The organism is Bacteroides cellulosilyticus, from assembly GCF_020091405.1.
Lineage (GTDB): Bacteria > Bacteroidota > Bacteroidia > Bacteroidales > Bacteroidaceae > Bacteroides.
This window is the reverse complement of the sequence record NZ_CP081903.1, coordinates 4,859,697-4,884,763: the sequence shown is the minus strand read 5'-3', so window position 1 is coordinate 4,884,763 and position 25,067 is coordinate 4,859,697. Positions and strand designations below refer to the sequence as shown.

At 43.6% G+C, this 25,067-nt stretch carries 20 protein-coding genes; 19 read left to right on the top strand and 1 reads right to left on the bottom strand.

Annotated elements, in window-relative coordinates; all coding sequences use genetic code 11:
* Positions 1-95 precede the first annotated feature (95 nt).
* Together K6V21_RS18445 and K6V21_RS18440 are read left to right on the top strand one after the other, a co-directional pair.
* The gene (locus tag K6V21_RS18445) at positions 96-2,285 is read left to right on the top strand and encodes a glutamine synthetase III (RefSeq protein ID WP_224319486.1); all 2,190 of its coding nucleotides are present in this window, start codon (positions 96-98) and stop codon (positions 2,283-2,285) included.
* A gap of 199 nt (positions 2,286-2,484) precedes the next feature.
* The gene (locus tag K6V21_RS18440) at positions 2,485-3,780 is read left to right on the top strand and encodes a S28 family serine protease (RefSeq protein ID WP_224319485.1); all 1,296 of its coding nucleotides are present in this window, start codon (positions 2,485-2,487) and stop codon (positions 3,778-3,780) included.
* Between the two features lie 103 nt (positions 3,781-3,883).
* Here the strand turns inward: K6V21_RS18440 and K6V21_RS18435 are convergent, their stop codons facing one another.
* Entirely contained in the window at positions 3,884-4,474 is a 591-nt protein-coding gene (locus tag K6V21_RS18435; protein WP_224319484.1) for an HdeD family acid-resistance protein, read from the bottom strand.
* A gap of 366 nt (positions 4,475-4,840) precedes the next feature.
* Here K6V21_RS18435 and K6V21_RS18430 point away from each other — a divergent pair, with 366 nt between their 5' ends.
* From K6V21_RS18430 to K6V21_RS18350, 17 genes are all read left to right on the top strand, one after another.
* The gene (locus K6V21_RS18430) at positions 4,841-5,521 is read left to right on the top strand and encodes a hypothetical protein (protein WP_224319483.1); all 681 of its coding nucleotides are present in this window, start codon (positions 4,841-4,843) and stop codon (positions 5,519-5,521) included.
* A 6-nt stretch (positions 5,522-5,527) separates the two neighbouring features.
* A complete protein-coding gene (locus tag K6V21_RS18425; RefSeq protein ID WP_224319482.1) occupies positions 5,528-5,992 on the top strand; it encodes a T9SS type A sorting domain-containing protein in 465 nt (154 codons plus the stop codon).
* A 288-nt stretch (positions 5,993-6,280) separates the two neighbouring features.
* On the top strand, positions 6,281-7,459 hold the full coding sequence (gene trpB, locus K6V21_RS18420; RefSeq protein WP_209441911.1) for a tryptophan synthase subunit beta: 1,179 nt from the start codon (positions 6,281-6,283) through the stop codon (positions 7,457-7,459).
* 25 nt (positions 7,460-7,484) lie between these two features.
* Entirely contained in the window at positions 7,485-8,885 is a 1,401-nt protein-coding gene (locus K6V21_RS18415; RefSeq protein WP_029428198.1) for an anthranilate synthase component I family protein, read from the top strand.
* A gap of 29 nt (positions 8,886-8,914) precedes the next feature.
* Positions 8,915-9,481: an anthranilate synthase component II gene (locus tag K6V21_RS18410; protein WP_217713170.1), complete on the top strand. Its 567-nt coding sequence runs from the start codon at positions 8,915-8,917 to the stop codon at positions 9,479-9,481.
* 159 nt (positions 9,482-9,640) lie between these two features.
* A complete protein-coding gene (gene trpD, locus K6V21_RS18405; protein WP_224319481.1) occupies positions 9,641-10,636 on the top strand; it encodes an anthranilate phosphoribosyltransferase in 996 nt (331 codons plus the stop codon).
* Between the two features lie 11 nt (positions 10,637-10,647).
* Entirely contained in the window at positions 10,648-11,490 is an 843-nt protein-coding gene (trpC, locus tag K6V21_RS18400; RefSeq protein WP_224319480.1) for an indole-3-glycerol phosphate synthase TrpC, read from the top strand.
* Between the two features lie 56 nt (positions 11,491-11,546).
* Complete coding sequence (locus K6V21_RS18395) at positions 11,547-12,179, top strand: phosphoribosylanthranilate isomerase (RefSeq protein ID WP_034754233.1); 633 nt, start codon at positions 11,547-11,549, stop codon at positions 12,177-12,179.
* 22 nt (positions 12,180-12,201) lie between these two features.
* Positions 12,202-12,978 carry a tryptophan synthase subunit alpha gene (trpA, locus tag K6V21_RS18390; RefSeq protein ID WP_224319479.1) on the top strand — a complete coding sequence of 259 codons (777 nt, stop codon included), beginning with the start codon at positions 12,202-12,204 and terminating at the stop codon, positions 12,976-12,978.
* Positions 12,979-13,109: 131 nt separating this feature from the next.
* The gene (locus K6V21_RS18385; protein ID WP_029328796.1) at positions 13,110-14,147 is read left to right on the top strand and encodes an asparaginase; all 1,038 of its coding nucleotides are present in this window, start codon (positions 13,110-13,112) and stop codon (positions 14,145-14,147) included.
* 171 nt (positions 14,148-14,318) lie between these two features.
* Entirely contained in the window at positions 14,319-17,075 is a 2,757-nt protein-coding gene (locus tag K6V21_RS18380) for an LruC domain-containing protein (RefSeq protein WP_224319478.1), read from the top strand.
* A gap of 241 nt (positions 17,076-17,316) precedes the next feature.
* Entirely contained in the window at positions 17,317-17,436 is a 120-nt protein-coding gene (locus K6V21_RS26840; RefSeq protein WP_224322063.1) for a DUF4842 domain-containing protein, read from the top strand.
* A 44-nt stretch (positions 17,437-17,480) separates the two neighbouring features.
* The gene (locus tag K6V21_RS18370) at positions 17,481-20,042 is read left to right on the top strand and encodes an LruC domain-containing protein (protein ID WP_224319477.1); all 2,562 of its coding nucleotides are present in this window, start codon (positions 17,481-17,483) and stop codon (positions 20,040-20,042) included.
* A 403-nt stretch (positions 20,043-20,445) separates the two neighbouring features.
* The gene (locus K6V21_RS18365) at positions 20,446-20,805 is read left to right on the top strand and encodes a PleD family two-component system response regulator (protein ID WP_007662320.1); all 360 of its coding nucleotides are present in this window, start codon (positions 20,446-20,448) and stop codon (positions 20,803-20,805) included.
* Positions 20,806-20,830: 25 nt separating this feature from the next.
* Positions 20,831-22,003 carry a sugar transferase gene (locus tag K6V21_RS18360; protein ID WP_224319476.1) on the top strand — a complete coding sequence of 391 codons (1,173 nt, stop codon included), beginning with the start codon at positions 20,831-20,833 and terminating at the stop codon, positions 22,001-22,003.
* Positions 22,004-22,044: 41 nt separating this feature from the next.
* Positions 22,045-22,887: a TolC family protein gene (locus tag K6V21_RS18355; RefSeq protein WP_224319475.1), complete on the top strand. Its 843-nt coding sequence runs from the start codon at positions 22,045-22,047 to the stop codon at positions 22,885-22,887.
* Positions 22,888-22,897: 10 nt separating this feature from the next.
* Entirely contained in the window at positions 22,898-25,063 is a 2,166-nt protein-coding gene (locus tag K6V21_RS18350) for a GumC family protein (protein ID WP_224319474.1), read from the top strand.
* Positions 25,064-25,067 lie beyond the last annotated feature (4 nt).

The window sequence follows — 25,067 nt, the reverse complement described above, 5'->3', positions numbered from 1 at the left end:
TTAGTGATTAGTGATAAGCAAAATGCCGCATACAGCGGAGCCACTAATCACCAAACCCTAATCACTAATTTACGAACCAACAATAATAAAGTATTATGTCTAAATTAAGATTCAGAGTAGTAGAAACGGCGTTTAAAAAGAAACCCGTTGCAGTGGCAGCCCCCGCGGAACGTCCGTCGGAATATTATGCCAAGTATGTGTTCAACAAGGAAAAGATGTTCAGGTATCTGCCGAGTAAGGTATATGCCAAACTGATTGACGTGATCGACAATGGTGCTCCGCTGGATCGCAGCATTGCTGATGAAGTAGCAGCCGGTATGAAGAAATGGGCACTCGAAATGGGTGTTACCCACTATACCCACTGGTTCCACCCGTTGACAGAGGGTACAGCCGAGAAGCATGACGCTTTCATCGAGCATGATGGCAAAGGCGGTGTGATGGAAGAATTCACAGGCAAACTTCTCGTTCAGCAGGAACCGGATGCATCCAGCTTCCCTAACGGTGGTATCCGCAATACGTTCGAGGCACGCGGTTACAGTGCATGGGACCCCTCTTCTCCGGCTTTCATCGTCGATGATACGCTCTGTATACCGACCATTTTCATCGCATACACCGGTGAGTCACTGGACTACAAAGCTCCGTTACTGAAAGCCCTGCGTGCCGTAGACAAAGCTGCCGTAGACGTATGCCGTTACTTCAATCCGGAAGTGAAGAAGGTAGTTGCCTATCTGGGTTGGGAACAGGAATATTTCCTGATCGACGAAGGTCTGTATGCTGCACGTCCCGATTTGCTGATGACAGGCCGCACGCTGATGGGGCACGACAGTGCCAAAAACCAACAGTTGGAAGACCACTATTTCGGTGCCATCCCTACCCGCGTGGCAGCCTTTATGAAGGAATTGGAAATCGAGGCATTGAAGCTCGGTATCCCCGTTAAAACGCGTCACAATGAGGTAGCTCCCAACCAGTTCGAGCTGGCTCCCATCTTCGAAGAATGTAACCTGGCTGTAGACCATAACATGCTCATCATGGCACTGATGCGTAAAGTAGCCCGTAACCACGGCTTCCGCGTGTTGCTGCATGAAAAGCCTTTCAAGGGCGTCAACGGTAGCGGTAAGCACAACAACTGGTCATTGGGTACGGATACAGGCATCGGACTGATGGGACCGGGTAAACTGCCCGAAGAAAACCTGCGCTTCATCACTTTCGTAGTGAACACCCTGATGGCAGTCTACAAGCACAATGGATTGTTGAAAGCCGCTATTTCCAGTGCCACGAACGCACACCGCCTGGGTGCCAACGAAGCACCTCCCGCAATCATTTCCAGCTTTCTGGGCAAACAGTTGTCACAAGTATTGGAACACATTGAAGAGAGTACAAAGGATGATCTCGTAAGCCTTAGCGGCAAGCAAGGTATGAAACTGGATATTCCGCAGATTCCGGAATTGTTGATTGACAATACCGACCGTAACCGCACCAGTCCGTTCGCCTTCACCGGAAACCGTTTTGAGTTCCGCGCCGTAGGTTCGGAAGCAAACTGTGCCTGCGCCATGATTGCCCTGAACGCCGCTGTAGCCGAGCAACTGGTAGAATTCAAAAAAGATGTGGACGAACTCATCGAAAGGGGGGAACCGAAGATTTCGGCTATCCTTGAGGTCATCCGCAAATACATCAAGATCTGTAAGCCCATCCATTTCGATGGCAACGGCTACAGTGACGAATGGAAAGAAGAGGCCAAGAAACGCGGTCTGGATTGCGAAACCAGCGTGCCTCTCATCTTCGACAGCTATCTGAAGCCGGAAAGTATCCGCATGTTCGAAAATACCGGTGTTCTGACTCAGAAAGAACTGGAAGCCCGGAACGAAGTGAAATGGGAAACTTACACTAAGAAAATCCAAATTGAAGCTCGTGTATTAGGTGATTTGGCCATGAACCACATCATCCCGGTAGCCACGCAGTATCAAACGGATCTCATTGATAACGTTTACAAGATGAAGGACCTGTTCCCAGGCGACAAAGCTGCAAAACTGTCTGCCAAGAACCTGGAACTCATCGAAGAGATTGCCGACCGCACCGCCTTCATCAAAGAGCATGTAGATGCCATGATCGAAGCCCGCAAAGTGGCCAACAAGATCGAAAGTGAACGTGAGAAAGCCATTGCCTACCACGACACCATCGTACCGGCAATGGAGGAGATCCGTTATCATATCGACAAGCTGGAACTGATTGTCGACAACCAAATGTGGACGCTGCCAAAATACAGGGAACTCTTGTTTATTCGTTAAATGAAGAATTCTCCATTCTTCATTTAATAACTTTCTTTTGTTGGTTGTTTTAAGTTTGCAGGGGGAGAGGTGCCGGGAGGTAGTTCTCTCTCTTTTTTTTAAAACTAAAATATCATCGTAATTTATTTTCCAGCATATCACTTTTTCGTACCTTTGTCAATATTTACAAAACCTGATGATAAATTAAAAACGATTCATTATGAAGAACATGCACATTCGCTATGCAGCACTCCTACTCTTTGTTTTGCTGTCAGCATCGGCCTCTTCTCTCGCACAGACCGTTTTGGAGCAAAAAATCAGCGCGATTTCCGCCATTAAAGAAATCCGCCCACTGGAAACTTCTGAGTTTTCAGAGAAATATGTGACCTATTTTACTCAACCGCTGGATCACCGCCATCCGGAGAAAGGCAGCTTTCGCCAACGCGTTATCGTTTCTCATGTCGGCTTCGACCGTCCCACAGTGATCGTTACCGAAGGCTATGGCGCCGCTTACGCCCTCCGTTCCCAATATCGTGAAGAGCTTTCAAAACTTCTCAATGCCAACATGATATTCGTGGAATATCGCTACTTCCTGGAGTCTACCCCTGAGCCCAAAGACTGGCAATACCTGACAGCCGAGAACTCTGCAGACGACTTACATGCCATCACCACCGCATTCAAAAACATCTATCCGGGCAAATGGATCGCTACCGGCATCAGCAAAGGAGGACAGACTACCCTTCTTTACCGCACTTTCTATCCGAATGATGTAGATATTTCCGTTCCTTACGTAGCTCCGCTTTGTTATGGAGTCGAAGATGGACGTCATGAGCCTTTCCTGCATAAAGTTTCAACACCGGAAAACCGCAAGAAAATTGAAGATTTCCAATTGGAAGCATTGAAACGGAAAGCAACTTTACTTCCCCGTTTTAAAAAGTATTGCACTGAAAAGAATTATTCATTCCGTGCACCGATTGAAGAAATTTACGATTACTCGGTATTGGAATATTCTTTCGCTTTGTGGCAGTGGGGTACTCCTATCAGCTCCATACCCGCTACAACAGCCTCTGATGATGAAATTTTCTCTCATCTACTTGCCATCAGTGAACCGGGATATTTCACCGCCGACAGCCCCAATGCTTCTTTCTTTGTACAAGCTGCCCGTGAATTGGGATACTATGGTTATGACGTCCAACCGTTCAAGCAGTATCTCTCCATCCAGTCCAGTGAAGGCTATCTGCACCGTCTGATGCTTCCCGAAGAGTTGAAAGATATGCCCTTCGACAAAACTTTAAGTAAGAAAATAACAAAGTTTCTAAAGAAGCAGGACCCGAAGATGATCTTCATTTACGGTCAGAACGACCCATGGACAGCCGCAGGCGTCACCTGGCTGAAAAACAAGAAGAATATTCATGTATTCATCCAACCGAATGGCAGCCATTTGGCACGTATCAACACATTGCCCGAAGCCGAAAAGGCAAAAGTTATGGAGTTAATAAACGAATGGTTGAAATAATAGAGCTACAAGTGACGAGCTACAAGCTACGAGTGCCTTTCGGTGTGCAGTTTATAGTCTCACGCTGAAAAGCACTCGTAGCTTGTAGCTCGTAGCTTGTCACTCATTTATCTTCTATAATTTCCGCGTCCTCAATATTGTCTACAGCCTTTGAAGAAGCTCCCGGCGTACCCGGTGCCTTCGGCCGTTTGCGAGTGAATGTGAACCAATTTATCAATTCGGAAACTGCATATACTATGCTGGTGATCCCGATAATGATAAATGCCGTGGAACGCACCCCCGTCGGATTGAACAAGGCAATCAGTCCTGCAATCAGAATGAGCACCGGAATGATATAAAATCCCACACGAACCGGCATCCAGCGACGGGCTGCAGAAAGCGATGCAATCTGTTGCACACCACCCAGTACAAGGATAAATCCCAGTACAAACGTCAGTAAATCCGCAAAGAAACCGGGCATAATCACCAACCAAAGACCGAACAGCAGGCTACCAATCCCCTCAATAGGAAGGCGACGTCTCTCTTCCGCATTCATAGCAAAATATCCGATGATACTTAGAAGTGCCGGTATCAGAAATATAACACCAATCGTTATAACAAAATAATCTCCGGCTTCATTGGGAAACATCACCAATACCAAACCGATTATCAGCGCACATATCGTACGCAAAAATGAGTTACTTATTCCTTTCATGAGCTTATGATTTTTTGCGAAGATACATTTTTATCCGCACAACTCCACAAGAAAGTCACGAAAAATTAGTTTACGTTCAACCAAGCGTTCATATCTTCAGCTACCAAGAGCCAATATAATAACAAAAGTATAGCAATAGACACGCCAATGGCTACTAAATGTTTTCGTTTCATAGTTCATCCTTTCTTTTTTATATAAATAATAGTTGTTCAAAACACGACTATAAAACAAGTTCGCATACAAAAGGTTTACTGATTTCCCTAAATACAATAAGAAAAAGAAAAAGCGCACACCTACACTAACAATCTACAAAATAATTCCTTATATTTGCATCACTCATTATTAACACTATAACATTATAAAACAATGAAAAAAATTATTCTTTTATTTTTTCTGATTGCCAGTTGTTGTATTCAGAAATTATCAGCACAAGCCCCTCAAGAAATGGCTTATCAAATCATGGTCCTCGACCCTAAAACAGGTAAAATTCAAGCAGATGAAGATGTAAGCATCCGCATTGAAATCCGTAAAAATGCCCCCAACGGGAGTGTGGTCTGGGAAAAAGATTTTAATGGACATACTGACCAAACAGGAGTATGTAGCCTCACCCTCGATTTTTCAGACAAAATAGACTGGAGTGCGGAAAGTTACTATTTGGCTACTATCATAAATGGCACCGAATGTGGAAGTCCTAAAATAACTTCTGTTCCTTATGCATTGCATGCGGCATCTCTTGAAGGTATCATAACGCAGAAAGAGTTGATAGGTACCTGGAAATACTCCGGAGACGAATTTACAGATGTTTTCACTTTCAAAGAAGATGGTACAGGACTATTTCAAACATCTGAAGATGGAATCACAGGCTATCACGGTTATCCTTTTAAGTGGATGCTCAACAAAGCAGGATTTTTAGCAATCCAGAACACAGGCAGCAGCAGTGACAAAAGCTATGATAAAAACAGTATATGGTACACTATGAAAGTAGCTGATAACCAAATATTTCTCGCTAGCGACGGAGAGGGAGGATATATTTATATAAAACAATAAGTAGCCATGAAAAAATACATTATTTTCCTCCTATTTACTTGTACGGCCACTCTTGTCTATGCACAAGAAGTTTCGGTCATAGTACAACCCGTAGTTTGCACCTCAAGATCGGCAAATGGAAATGTTCTTGTTTCATCAGTACCGACTGCCGGAGCAAAAGATGGAAAAAACCACTACCAGATAGGTTCCTTTGTATATACTCCAGAAAGCTTCCCAACAGGAATTGAAACACCCTCTTCTGAAATTAAGCAATATCCGCTATACAATCCAGAAAGTGATTCTTTCATAATTCCCGCTTTCCCAGTAAAAAGCGTAATATCCCTTTATTCTGTAGAAGGAAAATTATTGCAGCGGATACAGCCTACAGGAGAGAATATCACACTGGATGCCAATGCTCTACCTACCATTACAATTCTTCGTATTATGAACGGGGAGTATTCCTATAGTTTCAAGCTGATGAAACAAAAATGAGCCGTTTAAAGAAAAAAAGCAAGAAATTCTTTGGCAATTAAAACAAAGTGCTTACATTTGCCCCCAGCTAAAACAAAAAGACAATGAAAACAATGCTCATAAATACATATTGGTGGTGGCGCCCGTTACAACTCCGACAGTCGTAAGGGAGCAGCGCTCGTATGTATATATGTGAACATAATACAGATTAAGAAAAGAGCCCTGTCGCAACCTGCGACAGGGCTCTTTTCTTTTATCCGGTTTTGAGATAAACAGCAAATCGTAAACAATTAAATAAAAAATAGGATTATGAGTTTTTTAGTAAATCAAGATGGTTATTACGGAGAATTCGGTGGAGCATATGTCCCCGAAATACTCCACAAGTGTGTGGAAGAGTTGCAGAACACCTATCTCAAAGTACTGCAAAGCGAAGATTTCAAGCAAGAGTTCGACCAACTGTTGCGTGACTACGTAGGACGTCCTTCCCCACTCTACTATGCCCGCCGGCTTTCCGAAAAGTATGGCTGCAAACTCTACCTCAAACGTGAAGACCTGAACCACACAGGAGCCCACAAGATTAACAACACCATCGGACAGATTCTTCTGGCACGCCGCATGGGCAAGCATCGCATCATCGCCGAAACCGGTGCCGGACAACACGGCGTAGCTACTGCCACCGTATGTGCCCTGATGAACATGGAATGCATCGTCTACATGGGAAAAACGGATGTAGAACGCCAGCATGTCAATGTAGAAAAAATGAAGATGCTGGGTGCAACCGTCATACCCGTCACTTCCGGAAATATGACGCTGAAAGATGCTACCAACGAGGCAATCCGCGACTGGTGTTGTCATCCTGCCGATACCTACTATATCATCGGTTCCACAGTCGGTCCTCATCCTTATCCCGACATGGTGGCACGCCTGCAATCCGTCATCAGCGAGGAAATCAAAAAGCAACTTATTGAGAAAGAAGGCCGTGACTGCCCCGACTACCTTATCGCTTGTGTAGGTGGTGGTAGCAATGCCGCCGGAACCATTTACCATTATATCGACGATAGCCGCGTGCAGATCGTCCTCGCCGAAGCCGGTGGCAAAGGAATAGATACGGGTATGACTGCCGCCACCATCGCCCTCGGACAGATGGGAATCATCCACGGTGCACGCACTTATGTCATCCAAAACGAAGACGGCCAGATCGAAGAGCCCTACTCCATCTCTGCCGGACTGGATTACCCGGGTATCGGCCCCATGCATGCCAATCTGGCTGCACAAAAACGTGCCATCGTACTTGCTGTTAATGATGATGAAGCCATCCGCGCCGCCTACGAACTGACGAAACTGGAAGGTATCATCCCCGCCCTGGAAAGTGCCCACGCCCTCGGTGCCCTCGAAAAACTGAACTTCAAACCCGATGATGTTGTTGTACTGACCGTTTCGGGACGTGGAGACAAGGATATAGAAACTTATCTTAATGAAGAATTATGAATGAAGAATTAAAAATTAAAGGGTTATGAATACATATAATTATCAAACACATAGCCGTACTATTCTCGGCGACTTGCACACTCCTGTAAGTACCTATCTTAAAGTCCGCGACGTCTTTCCTCAAAGTGCACTCATGGAAAGCTCCGACTATCACGGCAGTGAAAATAACCGTTCATTCATCGGACTCTGTCCATTGGCAAGCGTCAGCATCGACCATGGAACAGCCATCTTCCGCCTGCCCGACGGTACTCGCGAAGAACGCCCCATCACACCGGAATATCCTGTAGAAAAAGCTTTAGAGGATTTCCTCGGGCGCTTCCATGTGGAAGGTGAATATGCCAATTACTGCGGTCTTTATGGCTACACCTCTTTCAATGCCGTACGCTATTTTGAAAATATTCCCGTAAAAGACAGCCGCGAAGCCACCAACGACGCACCGGACATGCTCTACATCTTGTATCAATACCTCATTGTCTTCAACGACTTTAAGAACGAAATGGTACTTCTTGAAATGCTTGCCCCCGGTGAAGAAAGTGAACTGGACACCGTGCAGAAAGCCATCAACAACCGCAATTACACCGCCTACGATTTCCGTGCCGTCGGTGAAACCACTTCCCCGCTGACCGACGAACAGCATAAAGCAAATATCCGTCAGGGAATCGCCCACTGCCTGCGCGGGGATGTTTTCCAGATTGTTCTCTCCCGCCGTTTCGAACAACGTTTTGTAGGCGATGACTTCAAACTTTACCGTGCCTTGCGCAGCATCAACCCCTCTCCTTATCTGTTCTATTTCGATTTCGGAGGTTTCCGCATCTTCGGTTCATCACCCGAGACGCACTGCCGTATCGAAGGCCGCCACGCCTATATCGATCCCATCGCCGGCACTACCAAGCGTACCGGAGATCCCGAACAGGATGCGCTGAACGCCCAATATCTGCATGATGATCCCAAAGAGAATGCGGAACATGTCATGCTGGTCGATCTCGCCCGTAACGATCTTTCCCGCAACTGCCACGATGTAAAAGTGGATTTCTATAAGGAAATGCAATATTACAGTCATGTTATCCACCTGGTAAGCCGCGTCAGCGGTACGCTGAACGAAGATGCACGCCCCATCAAAGCGTTCATCGACACCTTCCCGGCAGGCACTCTGAGCGGTGCACCCAAGGTACGCGCCATGCAACTCATCAGTGAACTGGAACCGCACAATCGCGGCGCTTACGGCGGTTGCATCGGTTTCATCGGACTGAACGGTTCACTGAACCAGGCCATTACCATCCGTACTTTCGTCAGTCGCAACGGAGTACTCTGGTTTCAGGCAGGCGGTGGCATCGTAGCCAAGAGCAATGAAGAATACGAGTTGCAAGAAGTGAACAACAAACTGGGAGCACTGAAAAAAGCAATCGTAATGGCAGAGAAAATGTAATTTACGGTGAAACAATAAAACGAAGAATTATGAAAACAGTAATCATAGACAACTACGACTCTTTCACCTACAACCTTGCCCATCTGGTAAAAGAACTCGGCGCAGAAGTAGATGTGCTGCGCAATGATAAATTTGAGCTTGAGGAATTGGAGAAATATGATAAGATCATCCTTTCACCCGGCCCCGGCATTCCCGAGGAGGCAGGCTTACTATTAGAGGTCATCCGCACTTACGCAGGACGAAAACCCATGCTTGGCGTCTGCCTGGGTGAACAGGCCATCGGACAAGTATTCGGAGGGAAGCTCACTAATCTGAGCGAAGTCTTTCACGGCATACAAACGAATGTGAAAATAAAGAATAAAGATTACATTTTCGACGGTCTTCCCACAGAAATTCCAGTCGGTCGTTATCACTCCTGGGTAGTGGATGCGGACGGATTTCCCGAAGAACTGGTGGTCACAGCCATCAGCCCCGAAGGTCAAATCATGGCACTGAAACATCGGGAATACGATGTTCACGGCATCCAATTCCATCCGGAATCGGTACTGACTCCCGATGGAAAACAGATTGTAGGCAACTGGCTGAAAGGCGTCTGAAATGCCACACCTCATGAGGCCAAATGCCACACTTCACAGGTCGGAATGCCACACCTCATGACCGTCAACATGTGGCATTCCGAACGCTGAAGTGAGGCATCCCGAACACTACAGAATTTTCAATCGTAAATTGTAAATCGTCTAATCGTAAATAAGAAAATGAAAGATATATTAACCCGTCTCTTCAACCACGAAGAGCTTACTTCGGAAGAAACCAAGCAAATTCTCCTGAACATCACCCGGGAAGCTTATCCCGAAGCACAGATTTCCGCATTACTCACTGTATTCCAGATGCGTAGCATCACAGTAGATGAACTAATCGGCTTTCGCGAAGCCCTTATGGAGACTCGTATCCCCATCGACTTCGCGCCTTATCGGCCTATCGATATCGTAGGTACGGGAGGTGATGGAAAGAACACGTTCAACATTTCCACGTGTGCCTGTTTTGTGGTGGCCGGAGCCGGTTACAAAGTTGCCAAACACGGCAATTATGGCGCCACTTCCGTCAGTGGGGCAAGCAATGTCATGGAGCAACACGGCATCCGCTTCACCAATGATCCCGACAAGTTGAAACGCAGCATGGACAAGTGTAACATCGCCTACCTGCACGCCCAACTTTTCAATCCGGCAATGAAGTTCGTCGGCCCTGTGCGCAAGGCATTGGGAGTACGTACACTGTTCAACCTTCTTGGCCCGCTTGTCAATCCCTGCAAGCCTACTTACCAGTTGCTCGGTGTGGCCGATCTTGCACAGATGCGGCTCTACACGAATGTTTTTTACAAACTCGGTATCGATTTTGCGGTAGTCAACAGTCTCGACAGCTACGACGAAATCTCCCTCACGGACGAATTCAAAGTCATGACGCGCAATTACGAACGGATTTACCGTCCGCAAGCGCTGGGTTTCAGTGCCGCGCAGCCCGAAGAACTCTTCGGCGGAGCCTGCAAAGAGGATGCCGCCCGCATCTTTGATAACATCCTTAATAACCGTGCCACACGTGCCCAAACGCAATGTGTCATTGTCAACGCCGCCTTCGCCATCCAGGTGATGGAACCTGAAAAGGAAATCGAAGAATGCATTGCCATCGCTCGCCAATCGCTGGAGAGTGGACGGGCACTGGAGACGTTGAAGAAGTTTATAGAAATCAATCAATGAGCTAAAAAAATATGAAAGATATTTTATCCGAAATCATCGCCCACAAGCGGATTGAGATAGAGCAGCAAAAACAAGCAGTCTCCCTCAGTCAATTGCAAGAACAAGCTGCTGCCATGATGCAGGAAGCTGCCGGAACCGAAGTTTCCGGCACAACGCCCGTCCGCAGCATGAAGCGTGCACTCGCAAGCTCTTCATCCGGCATCATTGCCGAGTTCAAACGCCGTTCCCCTTCCAAGGGCTGGATCAAGGAAGGCGCACGGGCCGATCTCATTCCCCCTGCTTATGAAACTGCCGGTGCTTCCGCCCTCTCCATCCTCACGGATGAAAAGTTCTTCGGCGGAACTCTGCGTGACATCCGTACAGCGCGCCCGTTGGTCAACATCCCGATCCTGCGTAAGGACTTCATCATTGACAAGTATCAGCTTCTGCAAGCCCGCATTGTGGGTGCCGATGCAGTGCTGCTCATTGCTGCCTGTCTCACACCTGACGAGTGCCGCACACTCACCACGCAGGCACACGAACTTGGGCTTGAAGTTCTGCTCGAAGTACACAGCATCTCCGAACTCTCCTATATATATAAGGAGACGGATATGGTCGGCGTCAATAACCGCAATCTGGGCAGCTTCGTCACCAATACAGAAAACTCTTTCCGCATTGCAGAAGAGTTAAAAAATGCTGTTGCTGAAATTGATTTTCAGACGCCTCCGCTACTCGTTTCCGAAAGTGGTATTTCGCACCCTGAAACCATCCGTGAGCTACGTTCGGCAGGCTTCCGTGGCTTCCTTATGGGAGAGACGTTCATGCGTACGGACGATCCCGGGAGCACATTGAAAGAACTCATTCAAGGTATATGAATTTGGAAATTCACACATAATTTCATATATTCGTGATTTTTAAGGTACATAAGCCCATGAATACAATGATCAAAGTATGCGGAATGACCGATGCAGACAATATCCGCGATGTAGAAGTATTAGGTGTAGATATGATCGGTTTTATCTTCTACCCCAAATCCCCCAGATACCTGTATCAGATACCCAGGTACCTGCCTACGCTTGCCAAACGTGTCGGTGTTTTTGTCAACGAAACCAAAGAAAACATCCTTATGTATGTCGACCGTTTCGGCTTGAACTATGTCCAACTGCACGGTGATGAATCACCCGAATACTGCCGTACCCTTCATTCATATGGTATCCGGATCATCAAAGCGTTTTCCATCGCCTTGCCCAAGGATCTTCTTGCCGTATCTGATTATGAAGGTTTCTGCGACTACTTCCTGTTCGATACCCGCAGCGCCCACTATGGTGGCTCCGGACAACAATTTGACTGGAATATCCTGCAACGTTACAATGGCAGTACCCCTTTCCTGCTTAGCGGCGGTATCAATTCTTACAGTGTCAAAGCTCTGAAAGAATTCCACCATCCCCGCCTTGCCGGTATCGATATCAACAGCCGTTTCGAAACCTCCCCGGGTATCAAGGATGTGGAACGGATCGGGCGCTTTCTCAAAGAATTAAGAGATCTCCCCACAACAAAATCATAAATCATAAATTATAACTCTTCACATGAATCGTATAAATCAACTTTTCCAGGACAGCCCTAAAAACTTGCTGTCCATTTACTTCTGTGCCGGTTGCCCAACTCTGGAAGGCACTGCCGACGTCATCCGCACTCTTGAACGCAATGGTGTCAACTCTATCGAAATCGGCATTCCATTCAGTGACCCCATGGCCGACGGCATCGTTATTCAGGAGGCTGCCACGCGCGCTCTTCGCAACGGTATGTCGCTGCGTATTTTGTTTGAACAGCTCCGCGATATCCGCAGCGATGTCCGTATTCCTCTCATCCTGATGGGCTATCTCAACCCTATCATGAAATTCGGCTTCGAAGCCTTCTGTCAGAAATGCGTAGAATGTGGCATCGACGGTGTCATTATCCCCGATCTTCCCTTCAAGGATTACGAAGAAACGTATAAACCTATTGCCGACCGTTACGACCTCCGCGTCATCATGCTCATCACCCCCGAAACCAGCGAGGCCCGTGTCCGTGAAATCGACGAACATACCGACGGCTTCATCTATATGGTATCCAGCGCAGCCACCACCGGTGCCCAGAAAGATTTCGACAACCAGAAGCAAGCTTATTTCAAAAAGATACAGGATATGCACCTGCGCAATCCCCGCATGGTTGGCTTCGGCATCAGTAACAAACAAACATTTGACGCTGCTTGTGCCAACTCTTCCGGTGCTATCATCGGTAGCCGCTTCGTCACCCTGCTGAATGAAGCTGAAGGAGATGCGGAAAAGGCGATCACACAGTTGAAAGAAGGGCTGAAGAAGTAATTAGGGAAGAGTGATTAGTGATAAGTAAATGACATTATAATGGCAAAATGTCACTTATCACTAACCACTTATCCCTAATCACTATTTTTTTCCTATCTTTGCACCCAAAATAATCAAACCCGATTATGTTTATGAAGACTGACTACCCATCCGTGTTACTAATATATACCGGTGGAACCATCGGCATGATAGAGAACCCAGAGACAGGTGCGCTTGAAAATTTCAACTTCGATCATCTTCTCAAACATGTTCCCGAACTGAAACGTTTCAATTATCGCATTTCTTCCTATCAGTTTGATCCTCCTATTGACTCTTCTGACATGGAGCCTTCGCTTTGGGCAAAAATCGTAAAGATTATCAACTATAATTATGATTACTTCGACGGTTTTGTCATTCTTCATGGAACAGATACCATGTCTTATACGGCCTCTGCTCTCAGTTTCATGCTTGAGAATCTCGCTAAACCCGTTATTCTCACCGGCTCTCAGCTCCCTATCGGCACTCTGCGTACAGATGGAAAAGAAAATCTTATTACCTCTATAGAAATAGCTGCAGCCAAGAATCCCGATGGCACTCCCATTGTCCCCGAAGTATGTATATTTTTCGAGAATGAGTTGATGCGCGGTAATCGCACCACAAAGATCAATGCCGAAAACTTCAACGCATTCCGTTCATTCAACTATCCCTCATTGGCCCATGCAGGCATCCACATCAAATATGACGCCCACATCATCCGCCGTCCTGATCCGACGCGTCCTATGAAGCCTCATTACCTGTTCGATACCAATGTGGTTATGCTCACTCTTTTTCCCGGTATTCAGGAAAGCATCATCAATTCTGTTCTCCATGTCCCGGGTCTGAAAGCGGTTGTGCTCAAAACATTCGGTTCCGGAAATGCTCCTCAGAAGGAATGGTTCATCCGTCAACTGAAGGACGCCACAGAACGTGGCATCATTATTGTTAACATCACTCAATGCCAACGTGGCGTAGTAGAAATGGGACGCTACGAAACCGGACTGAAATTGCTGCAAGCAGGCGTCATCAGCGGATACGACAGTACTCCCGAATGTGCAGTGACCAAACTAATGTTCCTCCTTGGCCATGGTCTCAACCAAGCCGAAATCCGCTACCGAATGAACTCAGATCTTGCGGGAGAAATCACTAAATAACAGCTTTCGAGATTTAAAAAACAGGAAAAATAGCATAAAAATGTATTTTTATCCCAAAAAAGGATAAAACGGTTACTTGTTGGATACGATCTACAACTAAAAAGTTGAAGAATTTGTTATCTTTGTTGCAAGATTAGACTAACCAATATACATTATTAATAGAGTAATAAAATGAAGACTCGAAACCGCTATCTCGTAATCACTGCATTAGCAGCGCCTTTACTCCTAACGGCTTGCGCAGACAATGACGTGTACGACCCTAACAAGGTTCGTCCCGTCCCCCCAGTTGAAAACCCTTTAGGCGATGATTTCGTCGCTCCCGATGGATTTGATTGGTCTATGATCACAACTGTCAAGTTAGACATCGAAGTTAAAGATGAACTGAACGGACAGTACAACTATCTGGCAGAAGTATTCACTACAAATCCGTTGTCTGACAAGACAGCAACTCCTATAGCCGCCGGTTATGCCAAAGGAGGTAGCAACTTTGTAGCAGAAATCAGCATTCCTAAGTCCACTGAACGCATTTTTATTCGTCAGACCGACCCGAAGCAACGTAAAGAAGTCTACGAATTCACCACTCCGGAGAATGGAGGAACATTAAACTGTAAACTGTATTACACAGGAGGAACCACAACAAGAAGCACTACAGGTAGTACTTCGGCTTTTAATGCTGCCATCGCTGCAGGTGTTAAAGAATTGGAAGATAAGACTTATACTGAAGAGGTTCCGGTAATTCCGGCTGTTCCGGATAAGTCAGACGATCCTATTAATCAATATAATCCTAACGCATTTAATGATGGTGCCAGAATTGTGATACCTGCAGGTAAAGAAGACAATACAGCCTACCGGATGCAAAGCGGAAAAGGAACAATTTTTGTGAAAGGAACATTAATAGTAAAGAATCTAACATCACAGTTTGATATTTATGTTTTAAACGGAGGTAAGATAGAATTCATCGAAGGCCGTACCTTTACTTCTTTTCCTAAAGTTGTTGTTGAAAAGGGAGGAACTATTGAAACCAAAGAAAAATTCGGCATGAAAAATGGCGAATGGTTCATAGGAGGAACTTTCATAGCAAATGCAGACGTGATATTTGAGCCATCAGTCACGTCAACCACAATAGCCTCCGATGCCACAATAACCGTCAACAATGGTATATTTAGACCTAACAGCCAGGTATTCAAAAATTTCGGTACTATTATAGCAGCCAATCTTACTACCACACAAGGCAATACCACCGAAATTTATAACGCCGGAACAATTGAGGTTGCTGAGGAATTATATATTAATAATACGAATTTTTATAATAAAAGTGAAGTCAATGCCGGAACATTCAAAATGAATAATAACAGTAATGTCCTGAACCAGGGTAAGATTTCAACCCATGACTTTGATTTTATAACCAGTACGTTCAGTAACTACGGAATGCTTTTGGTGGATGAGCAGACAGGAACTTTCGGTACCAATAATACCAAAGCTGCTTCCATGATCAACCATTATGAAGGAATCGTCAAAGGTTATCGATTGAGCGGAGGTATGTCCTTCTATAATGACGGTTTTGGTGAGTTCACTTTCTTCGAAAACAAATCTGTTGACATGCTTTACAACAGCTGTACACTAATTGTAAAAGAGAAGTTCCTGTGGACAAATGTAACACTTGACAATGGTTCTATCACTGGTGGAAAACCGGATAACCTCAGCGCAACTGAGAACAACGCCAGCCTGTGGAAACCGGTTCCCGAAATGTCAAATAGCAGCCCTGCAAATTATACATTGAAAAATGGCTCTATGATAAAAGCATCGTTGTATAATGTAACGAATGCCCCTAACTACTTTAAAGGAGAGGGAAACAATCCTTCTCTGTTACAACTTGGAGCCGTCCATATATCCAATCGCAGCGATACACATCTGAGCGACCTGGTTCTGGAAATTCCGGAGAATGCATTCACTTACAGTAATGAAGCTACCGGCATAAATAATGGTAGATGGCTCACTACAGGAGTGTCCACTACCGGATGGGAAGAGTCTAAGTATACCTTCTCTACTTGCGGGGGATATTACAATCCGGGTAATCCAGGTAATCCCGACCCGGAAGATCCTAACAAACCGGATATTGAAGACAAAACCATTTATACGTATGCATTTGAGGACCAATGGCCGGCTTACGGCGACTTTGATATGAATGACGTTGTTATCAGCATTAATAAGATGACCGCAACAGATGATAACAAGAAATTAACTATTCAAGGTAATATACGTGCAATCGGTGCAAACCGCAAAACCGGTGTAGGAATCCAATTCCTGAATGTAAGCAATAGCGGAGTTGTTCTTAGTGGGAAAGTACAAAGCGGTACTCCCGTTTTCGAAAGTGGTCAAAATAGTCCGGTTGTGATTCTTTGTACGAATGCGCACAAATATTGTAAACCCAATATTGCTGACGATGACTTTACGTTCTACTGTACAAATCCTACCGCAAGTAGTGAATATAACTCCGGTGATGGTGCTGAATTTGAAATTGTCATGACATTCCCGACAGCTGAAGAAGCTCTTAAAGCCATGAATGTCAAAAACCTGGATGTATTCATTATCAGCAAGGAAACCCAAGGAAATGTAGGACGTACAGAAGTACACATGGCAGGTTATGCACCTACAAGCTTTGGAAATACAGGATTATTCGGAATGGCCAATGATGCCTCTGCATATAACAGCATGCTCAATAAGCCAAAGAAAGATTATTATATCAGCACCGAAGGTTTGGCATGGGGTATTTGTATTCCCGGCACAGAAGTATGGAAGTGGCCGAAAGAATATTATATGATTACAAATGTCTATCCGGGGTTCAAAAGCTGGGTAATAAATGGCGGAAAAACAGAAGATTTAGACTGGATATCCAATCATACTAATGATATTTTCGTCAAACCCTAACAGTTCAAACACTAGTTCAGTTTCTATAATTTTAAGCCGGGAGTTTTACTTCCGGCTTTTCTATTCTCATATATCGGGACCCTATAACATTCTATACAGCAAAAAAAGTAATCGATACCGGAAAAAGATGAAATATTCAATTGATAGTTGTAGATTTTATGTATCTTTGCAAAAATTACAAGAAAATAGCAACATTGAAATTTCCATACCGGATAAAAATGGAATAACTCCTTAGGCTTTTATTGTAGCAGCTCCCAATTGGGAATGGCCTAAAGAACGACAAAATATCACAGAAAGATATCCTAAATTTACCGAATGGGTAAGCAATCAGTCCAAAGACGATTGGCACAATGCGCTGTGAGATGAGCCAAATGAACAAAAAAAATACAATTTAAAAGCGAAATTATGAAAATTCTAAAACACGATTATTTAATTATTGCCCTCGCAACTCCTTTATTCTTTGCAGCTTGCGCCGACAATGATGTGTACGACCCTAATAAAGTACGCCCTGTAGCTCCTGTTGAGAATCCTTTGGGTGAAGATTTCGTTGCCCCTGAAGGCTTCGACTGGTCGATGATCTCGACTGTCAAGTTGAACGTTGAAGTTAAAGACGAATTCAATAGACAGTACAACTATTTAGTAGAAGTATTCACCATAAATCCCTTGTCGGATGAAACAGCGGTACCGCTTGCCGCGGGTTATGCTAAGCAGGGAAGCAATTATGTAGCTGAAATCAGCATACCGAAATCAGCCCAACATCTGTTTATTCGCCAAACAGATCCTAAACAACGAAAAGAGATATACCAATACGATATTCCAGAGAGCGGCAATACACTGAATTGCAAGCTATACCATTCGGCTGTTCAAAGCCGTGCACTCACTGCCAGCGGAACCAGTGGCTGGGATTTAATCAATGGCAAAGTAAAAGATTACGGTGAAGAGCCCCAAACAGATGTCAGTGGAATGACTGAGCACTATGCCTTTGAGACAGGTACGCGAGATCAACTGACGAACGGTTCTGTATATATCATAAAACAAGGAGAAATTTTCACTGGAAAACTTACCACCAATGGTAAGAAAGCCACAGTTATTGTAAAGGGTACGTGGAACATGAATTCCACGCCTCAAGGTTTGGATATTTATATTACGGAAGGCGGTAGAGTTACCGGCAATCCATTTATTGGCGACAATTCCACTTTGGAGATACAGAAAGACGGTTCCATTAACGGCCAGACATTTACCACTGCAACCAATGTTCCCATCAAAAACTTTGGAACATTCAAGGTTAGCGGAACAACAAAATTTAATACATCCTCCAGTATATACAATGCCCAAGATGCCACTTTGGCGGTAGCAGATTTTGATTTTAGCCAAGCCGACATAACCGTAAAAAACTTCGGTTCATTCTCTGCCGAAAATGCGGGCAATCTCAACACCTGTGTAATATACAATGCGAAAGGGGCTGTATTCACCATAGATCAAGATATGAAAATCACATCTACTCAAGTTTTAAACCATGGTATGATGAATATAGGGGGAACAATCCAAACAAACAGTAATCTCAACACTATTATCGCTAATTATAGTACAGGTACGATTATGGCCGATAAATTGTCAGGAGGTGCCCTCACCATAAATGACAATTTTTTCGAAGTAAATACATTTGATTACAAAAACCACACCGATGCCATTCTATACAACAACTGTACGTTTATTGCGAAAAAGTCATTTAGTTTCACGCAGTTAGTTCTTGATAATGGCTCTATTACGGGAGCTCAAAAAGACGATATATGGGAAAGCGTCGCCATCAACTCTTATAATGAAGGTTCCGTTATACTCAAAAATGGTTCAATAATCAAAGCTACCACATTCACATGTGGAAGTGGTCTCAAAATAGACGCAGGCAACGACAAACCTTCCATGGTACAAGCTGAAAGCATCACATACAATTGGACCACTGCACTAAAGGGTAATTTGATATTGGCGGTAAATAAAGAAATCAATGCCGGTCCTCCAAGTTGGGAGGCTCAATATACAAAGGAATCATCTGTTAAACTAACCAAGAAAGATGAAGCTAAAGAAGAAATCGAAACCTGTACCGGCATCATCTACGAAGGCAATTCAGGAAATCCCGATCCGGAAAATCCCGAGCAACCGGATATAGAAGATAATACTGTTTACACTTATGCATTCGAAGACCAATGGCCTGCTTATGGTGATTTCGATATGAATGACGTTGTTGTCAGCATTAATAAGATGACCATAACTAATAATAAGAAATTAACTATTCAAGGCAATATACATGCCGTCGGAGCCAACCGCAAAACAGGCGTAGGAATCCAAATCCTGAATGTTAGCAAAAGCGGAGTTGCTCTTAATGGAAAAGTACAAAGCGGAACTCCTGTTTTCGAAAGTGGCCAAAGCAATCCGGTTGTAATCCTCGCTACTAACGCGCATAAATATTGCTCACCCAGCATTGCAGATGACGACTTCACTTTCTATAATACTATTCCAAGTCCCGATAGCAGGTATAATGGAGATGGCGCCGGGTTTGAAATCACAATGACATTCCCGACTGCTGAAGAAGCTATAAAAGCCATGAACGTTAAGAATCTGGATGTATTCATTATTAGTAAGGAAACTCAAGGAAATATTGGGCGTACAGAAGTACATATGGCCAACTACGCTCCAACCAGTTTAGGAACTACAGCACTATTTGGAATGAGCAATGATGCTTCTGCCGATAACAATATGCTCAATATACCTAAAAAGGGCTATTATATCAGTACTGAAGGTTTGGCATGGGGAATTTGTATTCCAGGTACAGAAGTATGGAAGTGGCCGAAAGAATACAAGATAATTACAGATGTTTACCCCGGATTCAAAAACTGGGTAATAAATGGTGGAAAAATAGAAGATTTAGACTGGACATCCAACCACAATAATAACATTTTTATGAAACCATAACGACAGATAAAACAAGTTTGATAAAAAGCCGGAATTCTTTCTGGCTTTTTTTATATTATGCGAATAATAAAGTTCCCCATAATATTTTTCCCTTTTATTAAGAGTGGAAAGAAAAAGGAATGCGTTAATTGATGATTTTACATAGAAACTTGTTTCATCCGTCCCTACAAAAGCGTTAAATAGAGTTAATAAGCAAGCGATTCTTTCCCTATCCCAACAATATTAACGCAAATAAGCGTATTTTTGCTAGTATCAAGCAAAACAAATATATTTATGGAAAAAATTTAAGATAAAACTGCCTTCATCACCCGTAGAATCGGTTGATAGAGCAGTTTTTTTCATAAGCAAAAAAGATTACAACTATATAATACATAACAGGTATATAATAATATAAATTATAATAATGAAACAGATATTATTAGTAGATGATAAAGCCTCTATAGGTAAAGTGCTCTCTATGTATTTGGGAAAAGAGTATGATTTTGTATACTGCGAAGATCCCTTGAAAGCTATCGACTGGTTACATGAAGGTAATGAACCCGACTTGATTATATCCGATATTCGTATGCCCAAAATGACCGGCTCGGAATTCCTTCATTACCTCAAAAGTAACGAACTGTTTAAACATATTCCCGTTATGATGCTTTCCAGTGAAGAAAGCACTACCGAACGTATTCGTTTGCTTGAAGAAGGAGCTGTAGACTATATTCTAAAGCCTTTTAATCCTATGGAACTGAAAGTTCGCTTAAAGAAATTCATCTAATAGTTTGCAAAACACATAAAGATATATGTTATACTACATCTATATTGGAAATAACCGGATTATCATCGACCACTTGAGCAAAGTTACAGGTGGTATGTTTGTTGCGGTTTCCTCTTCACAGAAAGCGGCGAAGGTCATTGACGGCATCCGTGAACGGTATAATATATCTATTCTTTACGAACAAACAGATACCCGTGAGGCAGATTGTATTGAGCTCTCCTATCTGCGTAAGCGTTACCCCCGGGTTTACATCACTCTTATTACCGATGAACTGAAGCCCGAAAGCAGAAAAGCTTACCTACGAGCAGGAGTCAACAACACTCTGCCACCGCATGCCGAAGAAGAGAGCATTCAGCGTATGAATGTTTACCTCAAGGCACGCAAGGATAGCAAACTGAAAGAATTCAGCGAGACACACCGTAAGGTATTGAACACTTTCCGTCTTCCTTTGTGGAAGCGTACATTTGATATACTCTTCGCTGGCGTTGCCGTTATCGTTCTTTCGCCTGTATTAATCGGAACTGCCATTGCCATTCGCTTAGAGAGTAAAGGCAAAGTGATTTACAAATCACAACGTGTAGGATCAAATTACCAGATATTCAACTTCTTGAAGTTTCGTTCCATGTACACGAACGCGGATAAACGGCTCAAGGAATTAAATGCCCTCAATCAGTACCAGATTGAAGAAGTGGAGAGTTCTGATGACGGTCCGGAAATTCGTTTCGACGATCTTTCTGGAACACCTGATGAGGAGGAGAATCTGTTAATCTCAGATGACTTCGTGATTTCAGAAGAGGATTTCGTGAAAAAGAAAGAAAAAGCCCAGAACAATACATTCATCAAACTGGAAAATGATCCGCGTGTAACACGCGTAGGGCGTGTTATCCGTAAATACAGTATTGATGAATTGCCGCAGCTATTCAACATCCTGAAAGGCGATATGAGTATTGTAGGGAACCGCCCTCTCCCACTCTATGAGGCCGAACTGCTGACAAGTGACGCTTATATAGACCGCTTCATGGCTCCGGCCGGACTGACGGGGCTGTGGCAGGTGGAGAAACGGGGCGACGCCGGTAAAATGTCTGCCGAAGAAAGAAAGCAACTGGATATAAAGTATGCAAGGGATTTCTCGTTTTGGCTGGATATGAAGATTATTTTTAAGACGTTGACGGCGTTTGTACAAAAGGAGAATGTATAACTGGTAACAAAGCTGAACAATAAACTGCAATCAGTAAGAAAATGATAAAGAAATACATAACATTCATCAGCTATAGCATAACCATCATTGGCTTATTTGCTTTTCCAACAGCTCTCATTGCACAAGAGCAGACTATGACGCGTGAAGAACGTATCAAAACATTGGAGCTTTTAAAAATGGAAGATAGTAAATGGGAAAATGCAACAGTTGGACAAACAGTAAAAGAGCTTCAATATGAAATTGAAAAGTTAGAACTCCCTCCATTATCCGTTTTTTTGGATGCTGTGACAGAAAATGCCACGGTGAAAAAGGCACGTTCACAAATAGAACAAGTCAAAAATGAATATCGCATCGAAAAACGGGAATGGTGGAATTATTTCCGGTTAAACGGAAGTTATGCTTTCGGACGTTTTAACACCCTTAACGAAAACAGCGAGACATTTACAGACTGGTATCAATCAACATCTGTTGGCACCCGTCATACTTTTAATTTAGGTGCAACTTTCAGTATTGGTTTAGGTGATATATTTAATCGACCGCTAAAGTTAAAAGACTATCGCTATCGCATAGAGCAGTTACAATTTTCGCAAGACGAAGTCATGGAAGATCGTAAGCTTAAAATTTTGGAAGCCTATAACGCAGTTACAGAACAACTTGCAACCATCAAAGCAAAGGCAGAAACGGCTGCACTATATAATGCACAAATAAAGATTTCAGAATATAATTTTGTTCAAGGTAAAATAACAATTACAGAATTAGCGGTGGAACGTGCACGACGCTCTGGTGCGGTAACCATCTATGAGCAAGCACGTGTTGCCCTGCACAATTCTATTATTTTACTTGAAATGCTTACAAATGTAAATATTATCAAAGATAAACAATAAAAAAGAATCTATGGATATTCTACTGTTTATATCGCAATTTCTTTACCGTATCCGATATTGGCTATTATGGGGGACCCTTTTCGTTACAGGTTTAGTAATTTATTTCACCCAATTTTTACCATATAGTTATACGGTCAAAAGTAGCTTATATGCGGGTATAACGAGCTCTACATCATTGGACGGAGCTTCAGTAAACTTTTCCGTAGTTGCAGCCACATTTGACAACCTTGTCAATATTGCTAAATCTCGTGGAACACTAGAAAAGGTTTCTTTACGCCTTTTGGCTAGTGCTTATACCCATGGCGAGGAATGGAAAGATAATCAGTACATCCAGGCCAAGCATTATCGTCAGCTATTGCAAATGACTCCTAAAGAAGTTTTGAATTTAGTAGATAGAAAAGATGAGAATAAGACCTTAGCTAATTTAACAGCTTATAAGAAAGATACACATAGTAACTTTATCTATTCTGTTTTCAATCGTCCAATAGCTTTTTACAGCATGTCAGCGTTAGATCGCGTAGAACTTAAACGTGTAGGAAATAGTGACATCTTGGATATTTCTTATACCTCTGCCGATCCCGGTCTTACTCAGCAAACAGTGGCTTTTTTAATTGAAGAGTTGATAAAAGCTTATGAAATTCTCCGATTCAAATCTACAAATGATGTGATTGCTTATTTTGAGGAACAAGTGCGATTGGCAAAAATAAAACTGAATGAAGAGGAAGATAATCTGATGCATTATAATGTACAAGAACGGATTATCAATTATGATGAAGAAACAAAAGCCTTAGCCGCTACCCGCTATCAAGTAGACGATCGCATGGAAGCAGCCAAACGCTTATACGAAGGCGCTGTAGCTCTGCGAAAAATGTTGGATGATAAAATGGATGTACGTGCCCAGATCATTCGTAACAATACGAATTTATTACAAGAGTTGAATAAGGTCAGCAATTTGAATCAGAGCATCATGGAAAAAGAAATCTTCATTTCAGACCAAAGTAAGTCTAAAAGCGAAGAATTGCAAAAAGAGAGAGCAGAGCTGAAGCGAGCAGAAGATCGAATCAGTAATATTTCAGATAATCTGAATGAATTTGCTTTCACCAAAGAAGGTGTAGGCATTGAAAACATGGTCAATGAATGGCTTATAGCATTAGTCAATGAAGCCAAAGCTGAAGCCGAAATGAAAGTGTTGGAATCACGGCAACAGGATATATTTGACCAGTACAGTCACATGTCTCCCGTCGGAACTCAAGTCAACCGTAAAGAGCGCTCTATCAGCATTGCTGAAGACAACTACCGCACTCAGCTAAGTGGTCTTGCCAGTGCCAATTTGCGTTTGAAGAATATCGAGATGAGCACAAGCAATCTTCAAACGGTAGCTCCTCCCGCCTATCCTTTAACAGACAATGGACGTAACCGTATGATGTACATTCTTGCCGCCTTCTTTGGTAGCATGATCTTCATCATTCTATATTTCTTACTAATAGAAATATTGGATCATACTCTACGCGATCCTTATCGCAGTAAGCGGCTCAGTGGTCTGCCTGTTATTGCTGCTTTCAATGGCATCAGCAACCTAAAATATCGCGGTTTCCTGAAAGCATGTAATCGACTGGCGGCAGCCTATTGTTGTAATCGTTTAAACAAATATATGAAGGTAGGTGAACCGACAGTCATTAACCTGCTAAGTATCAATTCACGCGAAGGAAAGTCTTTTCTCGCCAAGTACTTTAGCCGCCACTGGGAATCAGAAGGACTCCGTGTGCGTATGGTTACCTATGACTATGACTTTGAAAGCGGTTCCAAACAATATGTACAGGCACAACAATTAAGCGATTTCTGGACCCCTAATGAAGCAGAGCAGACACCTGACATTATACTCGTAGAATACCCACCGATAAAGGATAACAGCGTTCCTTTATCAGTACTTCAAAAAGCAGATGTTAATTTATTGGTAGCCAACGCTTGCAGATTATGGCGAGAAAGCGATAGCACGACATTGGCCCCTTTCAAAGAAGCACTGATAGATACTCCTTTCATGCTTTATCTAAACAACGCCGACCGCGATGTGGTAGAATCGTTCACAGGCGAATTACCACCTAAAATGCCGGTTCACTCGTTCTTCAGTCGTTTGGCACAATTAGGTTTGACGTCTCAAAAGAATGAAGTCAAATAATACG

Excerpts from the sequence above, each read along its gene's own strand:
- K6V21_RS18445 (WP_224319486.1), top strand. The coding sequence starts at position 96 with ATGTCTAAATTAAGATTCAGAGTAGTAGAAACGGCGTTTAAAAAGAAA.
- K6V21_RS18440 (WP_224319485.1), top strand. The coding sequence starts at position 2,485 with ATGAAGAACATGCACATTCGCTATGCAGCACTCCTACTCTTTGTTTTG.
- K6V21_RS18435 (WP_224319484.1), bottom strand. The coding sequence starts at position 4,474 with ATGAAAGGAATAAGTAACTCATTTTTGCGTACGATATGTGCGCTGATA.
- K6V21_RS18430 (WP_224319483.1), top strand. The coding sequence starts at position 4,841 with ATGAAAAAAATTATTCTTTTATTTTTTCTGATTGCCAGTTGTTGTATT.
- K6V21_RS18425 (WP_224319482.1), top strand. The coding sequence starts at position 5,528 with ATGAAAAAATACATTATTTTCCTCCTATTTACTTGTACGGCCACTCTT.
- trpB (WP_209441911.1), top strand. The coding sequence starts at position 6,281 with ATGAGTTTTTTAGTAAATCAAGATGGTTATTACGGAGAATTCGGTGGA.
- K6V21_RS18415 (WP_029428198.1), top strand. The coding sequence starts at position 7,485 with ATGAATACATATAATTATCAAACACATAGCCGTACTATTCTCGGCGAC.
- K6V21_RS18410 (WP_217713170.1), top strand. The coding sequence starts at position 8,915 with ATGAAAACAGTAATCATAGACAACTACGACTCTTTCACCTACAACCTT.
- trpD (WP_224319481.1), top strand. The coding sequence starts at position 9,641 with ATGAAAGATATATTAACCCGTCTCTTCAACCACGAAGAGCTTACTTCG.
- trpC (WP_224319480.1), top strand. The coding sequence starts at position 10,648 with ATGAAAGATATTTTATCCGAAATCATCGCCCACAAGCGGATTGAGATA.
- K6V21_RS18395 (WP_034754233.1), top strand. The coding sequence starts at position 11,547 with ATGAATACAATGATCAAAGTATGCGGAATGACCGATGCAGACAATATC.
- trpA (WP_224319479.1), top strand. The coding sequence starts at position 12,202 with ATGAATCGTATAAATCAACTTTTCCAGGACAGCCCTAAAAACTTGCTG.
- K6V21_RS18385 (WP_029328796.1), top strand. The coding sequence starts at position 13,110 with ATGAAGACTGACTACCCATCCGTGTTACTAATATATACCGGTGGAACC.
- K6V21_RS18380 (WP_224319478.1), top strand. The coding sequence starts at position 14,319 with ATGAAGACTCGAAACCGCTATCTCGTAATCACTGCATTAGCAGCGCCT.
- K6V21_RS18370 (WP_224319477.1), top strand. The coding sequence starts at position 17,481 with ATGAAAATTCTAAAACACGATTATTTAATTATTGCCCTCGCAACTCCT.
- K6V21_RS18365 (WP_007662320.1), top strand. The coding sequence starts at position 20,446 with ATGAAACAGATATTATTAGTAGATGATAAAGCCTCTATAGGTAAAGTG.
- K6V21_RS18360 (WP_224319476.1), top strand. The coding sequence starts at position 20,831 with ATGTTATACTACATCTATATTGGAAATAACCGGATTATCATCGACCAC.
- K6V21_RS18355 (WP_224319475.1), top strand. The coding sequence starts at position 22,045 with ATGATAAAGAAATACATAACATTCATCAGCTATAGCATAACCATCATT.
- K6V21_RS18350 (WP_224319474.1), top strand. The coding sequence starts at position 22,898 with ATGGATATTCTACTGTTTATATCGCAATTTCTTTACCGTATCCGATAT.